The 13,729-nt window shown below is 71.6% G+C and carries 9 protein-coding genes; 1 reads left to right on the top strand and 8 read right to left on the bottom strand.

Going from position 1 to position 13,729, the window contains the following annotated elements:
- Position 1: 1 nt before the first annotated feature.
- The 8 genes from QSK37_RS07765 to QSK37_RS07800 all read right to left on the bottom strand — a co-directional run bounded on the left by QSK37_RS07765 (position 2) and on the right by QSK37_RS07800 (position 12,275).
- Positions 2 to 2,245 carry a type IV secretion system protein gene (locus QSK37_RS07765; protein ID WP_285618541.1) on the bottom strand — a complete coding sequence of 748 codons (2,244 nt, stop codon included), beginning with the start codon at positions 2,243 to 2,245 and terminating at the stop codon, positions 2 to 4.
- Between the two features lie 86 nt (positions 2,246 to 2,331).
- Positions 2,332 to 4,860, bottom strand: a complete 2,529-nt coding sequence (locus QSK37_RS07770; protein ID WP_285618542.1) for an ATP-binding protein — start codon at positions 4,858 to 4,860, stop codon at positions 2,332 to 2,334.
- A gap of 82 nt (positions 4,861 to 4,942) precedes the next feature.
- Positions 4,943 to 8,128 carry a TcpE family conjugal transfer membrane protein gene (locus tag QSK37_RS07775; protein WP_285618544.1) on the bottom strand — a complete coding sequence of 1,062 codons (3,186 nt, stop codon included), beginning with the start codon at positions 8,126 to 8,128 and terminating at the stop codon, positions 4,943 to 4,945.
- Positions 8,129 to 8,189: 61 nt separating this feature from the next.
- Positions 8,190 to 8,462 carry a hypothetical protein gene (locus tag QSK37_RS07780; RefSeq protein ID WP_432705532.1) on the bottom strand — a complete coding sequence of 91 codons (273 nt, stop codon included), beginning with the start codon at positions 8,460 to 8,462 and terminating at the stop codon, positions 8,190 to 8,192.
- A gap of 73 nt (positions 8,463 to 8,535) precedes the next feature.
- On the bottom strand, positions 8,536 to 9,543 hold the full coding sequence (locus tag QSK37_RS07785; RefSeq protein WP_285618546.1) for a conjugal transfer protein: 1,008 nt from the start codon (positions 9,541 to 9,543) through the stop codon (positions 8,536 to 8,538).
- Between the two features lie 190 nt (positions 9,544 to 9,733).
- Positions 9,734 to 10,813 carry a redox-regulated ATPase YchF gene (ychF, locus tag QSK37_RS07790; protein ID WP_285618547.1) on the bottom strand — a complete coding sequence of 360 codons (1,080 nt, stop codon included), beginning with the start codon at positions 10,811 to 10,813 and terminating at the stop codon, positions 9,734 to 9,736.
- A 36-nt stretch (positions 10,814 to 10,849) separates the two neighbouring features.
- Complete coding sequence (locus QSK37_RS07795) at positions 10,850 to 11,380, bottom strand: hypothetical protein (RefSeq protein ID WP_285618549.1); 531 nt, start codon at positions 11,378 to 11,380, stop codon at positions 10,850 to 10,852.
- Positions 11,381 to 11,696: 316 nt separating this feature from the next.
- The gene (locus QSK37_RS07800; protein WP_285618551.1) at positions 11,697 to 12,275 is read right to left on the bottom strand and encodes a hypothetical protein; all 579 of its coding nucleotides are present in this window, start codon (positions 12,273 to 12,275) and stop codon (positions 11,697 to 11,699) included.
- Between the two features lie 228 nt (positions 12,276 to 12,503).
- On the opposite strand from QSK37_RS07800, the gene QSK37_RS07805 reads away from it, so the two are divergent.
- Positions 12,504 to 13,718, top strand: coding sequence for a DNA recombination protein RmuC (locus QSK37_RS07805; protein ID WP_285618553.1), 1,215 nt, complete (start codon positions 12,504 to 12,506; stop codon positions 13,716 to 13,718).
- The last annotated feature ends 11 nt before the right edge of the window (positions 13,719 to 13,729 follow it).

The following is a 13,729-nucleotide window of genomic DNA, read 5'->3' on the forward strand; positions in this document are numbered from 1 at the left end:
CTCACTCTTCGCCGTCGTCGCGTTTCACCGGGCGCAGCCAGAACGGCATGGCCGGCGCCTCCTCGCGGGACTTGCCGGACCACAGCGGTGGTGCCTGCCGGGCACCGCCCTCCGCGCCGTCGGTGTCCCGCCTGCCGGCGCCGGACGCCGGCTCCCGTTTGCCGTCTGATCCGCCCTTGGCCGGCCCACTCGGCCGGTCGGAACCGGGCCGTGCCGCATTGCGACCGCCGGAGCCGCCGAACCAGCCGCGACCGCCGCCCGAGCCCGCGCCCGCGCCTTCCTTCTCGCTGCCGCCGCCGAACCAGCCGCGACCTCCGTTGCCGCCGTCCTGGCGCCGGGGCGACGCGCCGCCGGATCCCTGGCCACCACCGGCGCCGCGGCCACTGGCACCCCAGCTGGGCCCGATGGCCGACGCGGGCGGCCGGCTGCCGCCACCGCTGGGCGCGGACGGCCGGTCTTCGCGCGGAGGCGAGCCAGCGGCCGGCGGCCGCGTCGAGCCTCCGGACGCGCCGGACCGGGGCGCGCGGACCGCTCCGCCGTTCGCCCTCCCGCCGGAGGGCTGCGCCCGCGGCGACAGGTTGAGCGGCGGCGCGCTTCCGCGCGGCGCGCCGGCGGCCTTGGCCGCGAGCTGGGACGCACGGCCACGCCGCTCGGATCCGGCCGGGGCCCCGCCGCCGGCCTGCTCGCGATCGCCGTCGCGGGCGTCGTCGATCATGACGAGGCTCGGCGCCGTCGTCGTGGCTCCGGTCTCCCGCTTCGCCGCCCAGCGCCCGAACCGGTAGCCGGCGGTCCCCGGCACCGCCGCGGTGGCGACCGCGGTGGTCCGCTTGCGCGTCTCCCGCACCGCCTGCTCGAGATGCTCTTCGCTCTTGCGGGAGCCGACGGCGGAGTAACCGACGGCGGCGAAGAGATGCTGGAACGGTTTGCGGTAGATGAACGCCGCGAGCGTCACCAGGGAGATGAGCAGGATCTGCAGGCCCCAGGGCAGGCTCTCCGCCATGACGAGGCCGTAACACCACAGCAGGAGGGCGAGCACGCCGATCAGCGCCGCCTGTTTCAGCAGCGTCGACAGCAGCAGCTCGAACCACCGGGTGGCGATGACCCGCCCGATCCCCGGATGGATGCCGATCCCGAGGAAGATCGGCCCCGCCACCAGTAGGAGCAGGAACGATATCTTCAGGACCATCAGCATGACCGCGATGATCAGGACGAGCAGGCCGGCGACGAGCGCGGCGAGCAACGCGCCGAAGGAGACTGCCAGGCGCGACGTCCAGTTCTTCCCTTGGAAGAGTGGATAGACGCCGGGATAGTTGTCCTTGATGTTCTTGGTGACGGCCTTGTAGTCGTCCGCCTTTTGGTCGACGTCCGGTTTCTTGCCCGAGTAGACCTCGGTCACGTCGACCGCCTGCGCCGACAGCAGTCTCGCGGCGTTGTCCTGCACGATCTTGCTCTTCGCGTCGTCGGTGCCGAACTCGCCCATCAGCCACGGCTTGCAGACCAGCGTGGTCCACAGCCCGTTGGCGTTTCGCGTGACCGCGTCGTTCTGCACCGCCTGCTGTGCCGTGGGACCGCCGGGGACACAGGCCGAGGCGTCGGCGTTGCTCTGCGGCAGCGCGGCGTTGAAGGCCGCCGTCGCGCCGTTGGACACTTTCGTGCCGAGCGTCGTGAAGTCACTGGGTCTGCCGATCAGCCAGACGAGGGCGACCATCGCCATGACCATCCAGATGGTGCCCTCCGCGACCCGGCTCGCTCGTCGCCGGATCAGTCCCCACCAGGCCAGCCACAACGCGCCGAGGATGACCACCCACGACCAGTACTTGGCGCCGAAGGTGTTGCCCATGCCCTTGATGACGCCGTCGACGGTCTTCTTCAACCAGCCGAGCAGCGACTCCGAGGCCGCCGCCTCGTAGATGGTGATGGTCGTCCGGTCGAAGGCCTTCGCCAGCGTGAAGACCACATTGGAGACGGAGTTGCCCACCATCGCCATGGCGTCCGAGCAGCCCATGTCGACGGGGTGCCAGAACTGGCCCTGGGTGCCGTAGCGGTCGTAGTAGGTCAGCCGCTCGGGCGGCGACTTCTGCAGCTGCTGACTCGGGTAGTCGGGAGGCCTGACCATGCCGTCGATGCCGGACCCGTACTCCTCCGGAGACGGGTGGTCGGCCGGCGAGCAAGCGTCGTTCGGATTGGTGTTGATGGGAGGATCCGCGCTCGCGATGCCGACCGGGCTGAGCACGAACACGGCCATCAGACACAGGATGAGAAGCGACCTGCGCTTCCGTCGGGGTTTTGCGGGCCCCGCCGCCTTTCGCCGGCGGCGGGTGGGGGGCACCCTCATCGCGGGACCTCCTGGGTGGCTTCGGTCGCCGGGTCGTGCGGAGCGGTGTGCGGGCCGGGGGGCGGTCCGTCGTCGCCGCGGCCGTTCGGGGCCGCGGCCTCGCCGGGCTTGGCGCGCGTGGGGTTGGTGTCGAGCCAGCGGAGCAGTTCTTCGGAGACGAGGTCGACCCCGATGCGGCCCGCGCGGCCGTCCAGGTCGCGGAAGATGCACTCGCCGTTGCCGAGGTTGCGAAGGACCGCCCGGTGTTCGTCGGAGTTCTCCACGCCGAGCAGGGCCATCACGTTGCCGACCTCGTTGCGCTCCGTGGAACGGAACGAATAGACGGACGACAGGCAGTTCGTCACCTGTTCATTCAAGAGGTCCCCGGCGTTCTGTGAGACCAGAATCAAGGCGGTGTTCCGGGATCGCCCCATACGTGACACTTCGGGGATCAGCTTGGCGCCCTCCGGCGTCTGGGTGATCGCCCATGCCTCGTCGAGGAAGATGGCCTTCGGCAGGTGCCGGTCGAGGCCGTGCATCAGCCGCCGCGCGAACTGCGACACGAGATACATCAGCGCGACCGACAGCCGCTGTTCGTAGGAGTAGTCGTCGCGGTTGATGGCGACGTCGGGCAGGGTAAGGCCGCCGAGGGTGAACACCGTGGTCCATCCGGCCGTGTCGATGCGCTCGCCGCCGGACGGGTCGAAGCACAGCCGGGCGAGCCGCATCTCCGACATCGAACGCAGCACGGCGCCGAGGTTCTTCGACGCCGGGTCGTCGGAGGCGTCGAGATAGTCGACGACCTTGCCGAGCGAGGGCTGCGGCTGGTTGGCCACCGCGCCCACGGCCTGGATCATCGCCGACTCGCGTTCCTCCGACATCCGCGGCAGCAGCAGCCGGAGCGTCTCGGTCGCCATGGTCTTCTTGGCGGCGAGGTCGTCGCCGAAGCTGAACGGATCGAGCAGACCCGGCGCGGCCGAGCCGAGCGGCAGCACACGGGCGCGGCGGCCGCGCCGGCGCAACAGCTCGACCAGGGACTCGGCGTCGCCCTTGGGGTCGATCGCGGCGACCGTGACCCCGCGCAGCGCCATCTGGTAGATCAGCAGCAGCGCCAGCGTCGTCTTTCCGCCGCCGGGCTCGCCGGTGATCGCGACCGCGGTGGGCCGGTTGCGGGCGGCGGCCACGAGCGGGTCGAAGTGCACCACCGAGCGCGCGCGGCCGAGGGTCTCGCCGATGTACGGGCCGACCCATCCGCCGGCGTTCTCGTCGAGCCGGTCGCCCAGGTCGACCGTCGCGGTGGGCATGCCACCGGCGATCGTGCGCAGCGGCTGCCGCTGTGCGTAGGCGTTGACCCGGATCCGGTCGCCCGGCAACGACTCGCAGAACAGGGAGAACTGGTCGCCGGTCGAGCACACGATGTCGATGCCCAGGTCGCGGTAGTGCTCGACCACGGCGTCGACACGCTGCTGGAGCAGCTCTTCGGTCGGCGCCGAAACGATCAGCCGGTGCCAGCCGTACACGAACGGCAGCCGCTCCTTGGTGATGCCGTGTTCGAGCATGCGGGCGGCGTCGATCTGCTCGGCCAGGGCGATGGGCGCCTCGGCGCCGGCCTCACGGATGTGCTGGTCCATGTCGCGGGCGTGCGCCAGCTTGCGCGACACGTCCTTGGAGGCCTTCGCCGGCGGGACGAGCTTCATCCGCGCCGACACCTCGACCGGGAACGGCAGGGCGTCGGCGAAGTGCAGCCACGGCTCGCCGTCCGGGAACGGCATCAGGTCCGGGAACCGGGCGAAGGACAGGTAGGCGGCGTACGACGAGCCGACCGGCTGCTCCATCCGCAGGTTCGACCGGCCGTTGATGATCGCCCCCTCGACCAGGGTCTCGATCTCGCCGGCGCCCCAGGTGCGGCGTGGCGTGGCCGACGGCGGCGGGTCCGTGAGCGATCCGCTGGCGGCATGCTGGAACAGCCACGCGACCTCGGTCGAGGACGCGTGCCGCGCGTACAGCGCGCTGCCGCTGAGCGCCCGGCCGATCCGCTCGGCCTGCTCGGTCCAGCGCCCGATCTCCTTGGCCGAGATCGCGTCGTCCTGCAGGCCGAGCGCCTCTTCGCTGCGCTTGTAGAAGCCGAACAGCTGGCGGAAGGCTCCCCCGGACAGCTGCGCGCCGACCCCGCGGGGGCCGAGCCGCACGCCGAGGTAGACCTCCTTGGTCCAGAAGTCCTTCGACCAGACGTGCGCGTACATCTCCTCGAGGTAGTCGCGCCAGCCCGGACCGCTGTCGGAGGTCTGGTCGAGCGCCAGCGCCCACTCGGCCGCGGGGTAGGTGCGGTGGGCGATCCGCAGGTGGATCTCGGCGTCCTGCATACGGATGCCGGCCATCGCGATGGTGATGTTGGTGGCGAGCGCCTCGCGCTCCTCCGCCGTGGTGAACTCGTACGACACCGTCGGCAGCCGGAAGTACGCCCACGCCGCGTTGTCGGTGAGCAGGATCCGGTCGTCGAAATACCGCACGGCCAGCCTGCTGCGGACCTTGGACGTCCTACTCATTCGGTGGCTCCCCGCTCCTCACTCACTCCGCGGACGTTCTCGTGCTCCGGCCGCGCTCTGCGCGCGCCGCCTGCGGACGGGCTCATCGCGAGACCTCCTGCCGTGGGTAGCGGTCGGGCGTCTGGACGAGGCCGCCGGCGACGACGCCGCCGAGCGCGATGTAGGCCTTCCGGGTGGACGCGCGCAGTGCGCGCAGTTCGTTGCGCGGTGCCCGGTCGAGGCTGAGATGGTCGTCCCAGGGGATGCGCACGAGCGCCCGGCAGCGACCCCGCGCGACCGACTCGGCCTGTTCGACGTCGTCCATGCTGCGGCGGCTCACTCCGTTGATCACCGTGACGGCCTTCGAACGCAGGTCCTCATAGCCGTGCCCGTCGAGCCACTCGAACGTCATCGCCACCGCCCGCGGCGCGTCGGAGCTGGCCGGGGCGACCAGCACGATCTGGTCGGCGTACGGCAGCACCCGGGCCACGACCGCGGCCGCGGCGTCGAGCAGCGTGATCGAGTAGAAGCGGTCGAGCGTGCGCATCGCGAGCGCGTAGTCGCGGTCGTCGAGGGCCTGGACCGGATTCTTGCCCGCCGCGACCACCTCCAGCCCGGACTTGGCCACGGAGGTGTAGCGGCGCATCATCTGGTAGCCGGTGACCTGCTCGGCGTGTGTGATCAGTGACGTGAGCGTCTCGCGGGTCTCGCTGCGGGTGCGCCGTGCCATGGCCCCGGGGCCGGGGTTGACGTCGACCGCCACGATGCGGTCGCCGCGGTGCTGGGCGAAGGTGTGGCCGAGCATCAGCCCGGTCACCGTCTGCCCGGCGCCGCCGGTGCAGCCCAGGACGACGACCCGGCGCGCGCCCTCGAACGCGGTGCGCACCCGCTGCTCGTAGTCGCCGTCGCCCTGGCCGCCGCCGGAGAAGATCCGGCGGATCCCACGGCCCTCGTCGTCGCGGCCCTCGTGTTCGGGCGCGGGTGACGGCATCGGCCCGGGGCGCACGGGTGAGGCCGGGCCGGAGCGGACGCCGCGCGCCGGCGACTCGGGCGGCGCGGTCTGCTCCGTCCAGGCCTGCGGGGCGCGTGCCGACGGCGCCTTCGGGCGTGCCGGGGCGCCGGGGCGTGCCGGACCACCGCGCTGCGGCGGGGCGGCCGACGGCGGCAGCGGGACCTGCGCCGGCGGCTTCAGACCGGCCGCTGGCGCCTTCGGCGGAACGGCGGGCCGTGGTGGCACCGGCCGCTGGGCCGGCGTCGCCGGACCCCGTGGCGGCTGGGCCGGCTTGTCGGCCGGCCTCGGCGCCGGCTCGCGCGTGGGCGTGGGCGGCTGAGGAGACGCGCTCGCGCTCGCCGCGGGCCGTCCTTCGCGCTGCGGCGCCGGCTCCTCGCCGTGCGACCGGCCACGGGTCTGGCCGCCGGGCCGGGCGAACGGCCCCGGCGGAGGACCCTGGGCGGGTGTCCGCGGTCCGGTGGACTCGTGCGGGTCTTCGGCGTCCGCGCGCCCGCGCGGACCGCGCGCGGGCCAGACCATCTCGTCGGTGCGGGCCTCGGCGATCTCATCGTCGGAGGCCGTCGGCGTGGCGGTGCCGGCCTCGGAGGTGTCCGCCGGTTCGTCGCGGTCCTTCTCCGGCGCGCGCGACGCCGCCGGGTGCTCGTTTCCGGCCTGGTCACGGCCGGACCGGGCGTGCCGGCCACCCGGCACGAGCCGGATCACCTGTGCGGGCGGCCTGTTGTCGTCGGCGCGCTCGGCGTCGCCGGTGTCCGCGGTGCCCTCACCGGAACGCGGCTCCTCATCGGAGCCGGACTCGGGCCGCTCGGGACCGGCGTGCCGTCCGCTCTTCGCGGCCGGCTCATCCGACGACGGAGGAAGCGCACGCGGCGACGCGCCCGGCTCACCCGAACGCGGCGGAGCCTGCTCCCTGGAAGAGGCGCCCGGCTCGCCGGGGCGCGGCGGAGCCTGCTCGCCGGAAGAAGACGGTGTCGGCTCGCCGGAGCGCGGCGGGGTCGCCGCCTCGTCCGGGCGCGCCGCGGAGGAGCCGGGCTCCTTCTGCCCGGCGGGTGTGCCGGTCCGCTCCGGTGCCGAAGGCACGCCCGGTCGCGCCGGAGCGCCGGGCCGCGCCGCGGGCGTGCGTCCCGGCTCCGCGGACTCGCCGGGCCGGCCGGTGGCCGGAGGCGTGCCGGGACGGCCCAGGGCCGGAGGCACGCCGCGCGTGCCGAACGGGGCGGGCCGCGACGGGGCGGCCGGAGAAGACGGAGAGGAGGGAGAAGGCGCGGGAGCCGTGGGCCGAGGGCCGGTGGCCGCGGCGGGGCGCTCCGGCTCGTGGGAGGCGCTACGCCTCCGCCCCGTGCCGTGCGGCGCGCCCTCGGCATTCGCCGCGGGCCGCTCACGGTGGTCGTCGCGCTCGCCGGACTCCGGGGACGCGTCGTCGGCCGGACGGCCCGCAGGCGCGGGATAGCCGGGTACACGCTGCGGCGCCGCCGGATCGCGCCGGACCTTCTCCGGGCGGGTCACCCGCGGATCGTCGGAGTCGACCCGCGTGGCGTTCGGATCGCCGCCCGCCGGCATGCGGGGAATGTCGGTGCGCGTCGCGTTCGGATCGTCCACGCGCGTCGCCCAGGGATCGCCGGCCCCGGGCCGGCTCCACGGCTCGCCGGAACGACGGGGTTTACGCCCCGGCGCGGCCGGCGAGACCGTGGCGGTGCCCTCTCGCGGTGTCGGCCGCAGGGTCGGGCGCTGGGTCCGCGCCGGAGCCGCGGCACGCCCGGACGGCGCGTCGGCGCGCGTCGCGGCGGCCGCGGGAACGCCCGGAACGGCGTCGTGCAGCGGCGGCGCGCTCCGCTCGGCCGAGGCCGAGGCGTCCGCGGCCGGCTGAGCGGCCGGGCCGCCCTGCCGGCCGGCGTGGACCCGGCCGGACACTCCACGGTGCCGCAGCCAGACCCGTCCGACGATGGCGACCTCGTCCGGCTCGCGGATCGGTGTCATCCGTGCCCAGGTCTTGGCCTCGGTGAGGTAGCGGATCTGGGAGATCATCAACTCGGTCAGCCGCTTGCCCTCGATGACCGGCCGCGTCGCCAGGTACGTCAGGACACCGGGCGGCACGATGTACACCACGTGCCAGGGCGTGTGGAACGGCACCTGAAGCAGTTGGAGCAGGACGATCCACGGCACGAAGATGCCGAAGAAGACACCGATCTGCACCAACGGCAGCGGCATCGGCAGCCTGAGATCATAAAGCTTGTAGAGCCGCTTTTCGATGCGCCAGATATTGGTGTACGTGGGCAGATCCACGCGGGCCCCACTCCCCTAACTGGAACCGACCATATTCAGACCTACACGGCACCTGCGGTTATCAGGTAATGGTTACTCCAAGTGCCTTGGCGATCGCTTTGGCCGTCGTCTCGATGATATTCGGTACGTAGAAGATCACTCCAATGCCGATGGCCAGAATGATGAACTGAACGAACCGCGTGATCTCTCGCGTGAAAAGAAAGAAGATCGCGACGATCGAGACGATGACCAGGAACAGCGGGCCGAAGACCGCGCGAAGCCATTTCGCGAGATCATCGGTGTTCAGGCCATTGGCGTTCTCCGCGATCTCATGATGCGGGAGCATCGCCAACATATGCTGAATCATCGACCTAGCCTTCCTCGGTCGGGGAGTGAATCGTAGCTTCCGGATGGGACCGGCCGGTCCGTCATGACGCGGCCGGAAGGGTAGAACCTCGAATGTCCGTTACGTACCAATTGCCGTCTTTTTTCACCATCGTGAGCTGATAGGTCTGCTCGAGCGACCCACCCGTGGTCTTGGGCTGACCAGGAGCGACCTGCCAGATCACGGTCGCGTTGACCGTCCGCGCGTTGGCGTCGCCTCGCGGCGCGTCGATCTCCTGCAGTGCGCTGAACGTGAACACGTTGCCGAGTCCCGTCACCGGCGGGTCGGAGTAACGCTGCAGCGAAGCGGTGTCACCGCTCGCGTACGCCTTGAAGAAGCCCGTGAGGGGCTCCTGCAACTCGGATTCGAGCGCGGTATCGCGATCTTGATTGGTCGGCGGCAACGCCGCCCTCGGCGGCGCCGGAAGCGTCGCGGGCCGCCCGGATATCGCCAACGCGCCGTCCTTCGCGTACACCGGGACGGCGAGCTGGAAGATTTTTCCGTTGGCCTGCACGAGCAGCGTCACGATCGCCCGGTTGACGTCCTGCGCCTCGACCGAGGACACATGCGCCGACCGCAGCACCGACTTTCCGGTGTTGTTCCAGCCCAGCTGCGGGTCCACGCCGGGGGCGATGAATTGTGCGAGCTGCCGTTGCCGGTCCGCCGCCGTCGCCGGGTCGTAATTCAGGTAGACGTCGGCGAAGGACAGCGCATAGGAAGAGGCCGCCTCCTGCGGGAACGCCGGTTTATTCGACGAGGGCGCGGACGGCGTCGACGGCTGAGCCGTGAAGCGCTCGAACGGTGCCCTGATGCCGTTGACCAGCACCACGATGATAAAGGCCCAGAGGATGACACGGCCGGCGTAGATCCACCACCGTCCGCCGGAGCCTCCCCAGCCGCCGCGGTCACCACCACCGCCGCCGGACCCACGACGGGCCTTGCCCCGCCGCCCCTTGTCGTCTGACTGATCCCAGGGGTCGGCGGGCGGGAATCCGCCCGGCGGGTAACCGGGCGTGCCGGCGTCTACAACGCCGGACGACCTGCGAGCCATCGTCCCTCCGCTCGCGCCGCCCCAGCCGGATCGGCGCGCGTCTTATCCATCTACTGGTGTTCGATTTACCACCTTAACCACGGCGGTCAATTGTTCCAGTGTCGAGCGGAGATGCACAGCCCCGGCACGCGGTTGTGGATAACTCCTTGTGACGGGCAGTATTACCGGAAGGCGAGGTTTGTCTCGCTTCCTACACGTTGAAGCGGAACTCCACGACGTCGCCATCCTGCATGACGTACTCTTTGCCCTCCATCCGGGCCTTCCCGGCGGCGCGGGCGGCCGCCACGGAGCGTTCCGCGATGAGATCGTCGTAGGACACGATCTCGGCCTTGATGAACCCGGTGCGGAAGTCGGTGTGGATGACGCCGGCGGCCTCCGGCGCGGTGGCGCCCTTGCGGATCGTCCAGGCCCGCGCCTCCTTCGGGCCCGCGGTCAGGAACGTCTGCAGCCCGAGCGTGTCGAACCCGACCCGTACGAGCTGCGCCAGCCCCGGTTCCTGCTGGCCGGTCGACTGCAGGAGCTCCAGCGCCTCGTCGTCCGGCAGCTCGATCAACTCCGACTCGATCTTGGCGTCGAGGAAGATCGCCTCGGCCGGGGCGACGAGCCCCTGCAGCCGCGCGCGCAGGTCCTCGTCGCCCAGCTCGTCCTCGTCGACGTTGAACACGTACAGGAACGGCTTGGCGGTGAGGAGGTGCAGCTCGCGCAGGACGGCCAGGTCGAGCCCCGAGGCGTACAGCGTGGTGCCCTCGTTCAGCACCTTCTGCGCCGTCTGGGCCGCGTCCACGACCGCGAGCTTCTCCTTGTCCTTGGTGGTCCGCGCCTCCTTCTCCAGGCGCGGCAGGGCCTTCTCCAGAGTCTGGAGGTCGGCGAGGATCAGCTCGGTGTTGATCGTCTCGATGTCGCGCAGCGGCGCGACGTCACCGTCGACGTGCGTGACGTCCGGGTCGTCGAAGACGCGGATGACCTGGCAGATCGCGTCGGTTTCCCGGATGTTGGCGAGGAACTGGTTGCCCAGCCCCTGGCCCTCCGAGGCACCCTTCACGATGCCCGCGATGTCGACGAACTGCACGGTCGCGTGCACGATCTTCGCGGAGTCGTACAGCCGCGACAGCTCGTCGAGACGCGGGTCGGGCAACCCGACCACACCGACGTTCGGCTCGATCGTGGCGAAGGGGTAGTTCGCCGCGAGAGCGGTGTTCTTGGTCAGGGCGTTGAAGAGCGTCGACTTGCCGACGTTGGGCAGCCCGACGATTCCGATGGACAAGCTCACGGACGGCGAGTCTACGGCCCCCGGCGCACGCGCCGGTCACCCGCCGGAGCCGCCCAGCCGCAAGGCCGCCTCCGCGTCGAGGGCGCGTACCGAGGAGGCCGGATCGCGCGCGCCGGTCACCGCGAGGCTCTCGAACGTCAGGCTGAACACCACGTTCCGCACCCGCGTGTACGCCGTGCAGCTCCCGGGCCCGCCGTCCGGAGGCGCGGCACACGCCATGAACGTCTCGTCGCCGATCTTCAGCGGGGTGATCGCGGTGCCGGGTGCGTCCGCCTGCCGCCGCCGGAGGTCGTACTCGTCCTCGGCGTCCTCGACGCTCGGCGGGTCGCCGGGCAGGGCCTCGACGCCGGCGGTGAGCCGCTCCCCGGCACGGCCCGGTTCGGTCCAGGAGCACTGGTATCCGCCGCCGTCGGCCACCGCGCCGGGCAGGTACGCGCCGACCTGGTCCTGGTCGAGCAGCGAGCACGCCGATGGCGTCGCGAGGCCGCCCTCCGGGGACGCGCCCGTGTACATCGCCCAGACGAGCCCTGCCACGAGCGCCGGGATGAGGACGGCCAGGATCACCACGGGCGCCCGGTCTCGCCGCCCGGCGGGAGGCGGGGGCGGCGGACGGAGTCCGGGCAGAGAGGCCGGAGTTCCCACGAACACCCCCAATGTCATCGGTGCACGGGAGCGTAACGGAAGCCCCTGTCGCCGGGGACGATGATCGCGTCCACATGCGGCCCGCGCGTCGTGCCGACAAGCCGGGCCGGCTTTGTCACGACGCGTTCATGGATGTTCTGGTCGTCGGTCTCGTCGTCGGTGCGTTGTCCGCTCCGATGGACAGGCTCACGGACGGCGAGTCTACGGCCCTGTCGCGCCCGGACCGTCATCCGGCGGAGCGCTACCCGCCCGCCTGGTCAAGGTGCCGGGTGGCTTGCGCGGTGAGCGTCCGCACCACCAGTGCCGGGTCCCGCACGTTCCGCTCCTCGAAGCTCTCGAACTCCACCCTGAACACCTGGTTGCTCAGGCGCGTATAGGACTCACAGCTTCCTGCCGAACCCTTGGAAGCGTTGCATGCCATGAAGCTCTCATCGCCGTTCGACAGCGGAACGATCGTGACACCGGGCGCGTCGGCCTGTCGCCGTCTGACGCCGTACTGGTCCTCGGCGTCCTTGACGGTGGACCGGTCGAAGGTCTCCACGTACACGTGCACCCGCCCGGTGGTGTTGGTGCCGCTCGCCTCCCACGTGCACGAGGCCCCCTCCAGGCTCGGTTTCGGGCCGGCGCCCGGCACGTACACCTGGATCTGCGCCTGGCCGAGCAGCCAGCACCCTTCCGGGGCGTGCTTGAACCGGCCCTGCGACCTGCTGTGGTTCACGACGATCAGCACGACGCCGAGCACCACCACGACCAGGAACCCGGCGATCAGGAGGATCGCCGGCGCGGCCCCTCGCGATTTCCGCGGCGGAGCACCGGGCATGGGCGGGCCGGGAGGGCGCCCCGCCGGACCGGGGTACGGAGGGCCCGGATGCGGCGGCCCCTGGTAGGGCCCCGGACCGTACGGTGGTTGCACGAATGTCCCCTTGCTCATCAGACGCCCGGAGCGTAGCGGACGAGCTCTTGGTCCGTGAGTGAGAGTTCCGCCCGCAGTGGCGCCTCACCCGCGCGTCGGGCCGACTTTGCCCGGCCGCTTTGTCACGATGCGGAGATGGACGTTCTCCTCGGTCTGGTCGTCGGTCTCATCGTCGGTGCCGTCGCGGGGGTGGCGTGGGCCCGGAGCCGTACGGCGGCGATCAGCGCACGGGCCAAGGCCGCCGAGGAGAAGGTCGCCTACGTCGAGGAGCGCCTCACCGAACGCTTCCAGGCGCTGTCGGCGCAGGCCCTGGACGCCAGCAACCAGCGATTCCTGGAGCTGGCCGGCACCCGCCTGGCCACCGCGAACGCCGAGGCCGCCGGCGAGCTCGACAAGCGCATCGCGCCGCTGAAGGACACGCTCGGCCGGGTCGAGGCGCAGCTGCGCGAGGTGGAGACCGGCCGCCGCGAGTCGCACGCGATGCTGGCCAAGCAGGTGGAGTTCGTCCGGCAGAGCTCCGACCAGCTCCGCCGGGAGACCCAGACCCTCGTACGGGCGCTGCAGCGGCCCGAGGCGCGCGGCCGGTGGGGCGAGCTCCAGCTGCGCCGCGTGGTGGAGATCTCCGGCATGACGCGCCACTGCGACTTCGACGAGCAGGCCACGGCCGACAGCGGGGTCCGCCCCGACATGGTCGTACGCCTCGCGGGCGGCAAGAACATCGTCGTCGACTCCAAGGTGTCCCTCGCGGCGTACCTGGAGGCGGCGGACGCCGATGAGTCCGTCGTCTGGAAGGCGCGGCTCGACGCGCACGCCCGGCACCTCCGCGACCACGTCGACCGGCTGGCGGCCAAGTCGTACTGGCGCTCCTTCAGCCCCGCGCCGGAGTTCGTGGTGCTGTTCGTGCCGGGTGAGGCGTTCCTGGCGCCGGCGCTGGACCGCGACCCCGGGCTGCTGGAGTACGCGATGCGCCGCCGGGTGCACATCGCCACCCCGACGACGCTGGTCACGATGCTGCGGACGGCGCACTACGCGTGGCAGCAGGAGGCCCTGTCGGAGAACGCCCGCGCGGTGTTCGAGCTCGGCCGGGAGCTGTACGAGCGGCTCGGCACGCTGGGCCGCCACGTCGACCAGCTCGGCAAGTCGCTGACGAACGCGGTCGTCGCCTACAACCGCACGGTGGGGTCGCTGGAGAGCCGGGTCCTGGTCACCGCGCGGCGGCTGAACGAGCTCGGCGTGACCGACGACGAGCTCGACCCGCCCGGCCAGGTCGGCGAGCCGGCCCGTTCCCTGTCCGCCGCGGAACTCGCCGATGACGCGGACGAGAACCGCCAGATTCGGCTGCTTCCCTGATGCCGGTAACG

Origin of the sequence: Actinoallomurus iriomotensis (assembly GCF_030269445.1) — a bacterium.
Lineage (GTDB): Bacteria > Actinomycetota > Actinomycetes > Streptosporangiales > Streptosporangiaceae > Actinoallomurus > Actinoallomurus iriomotensis.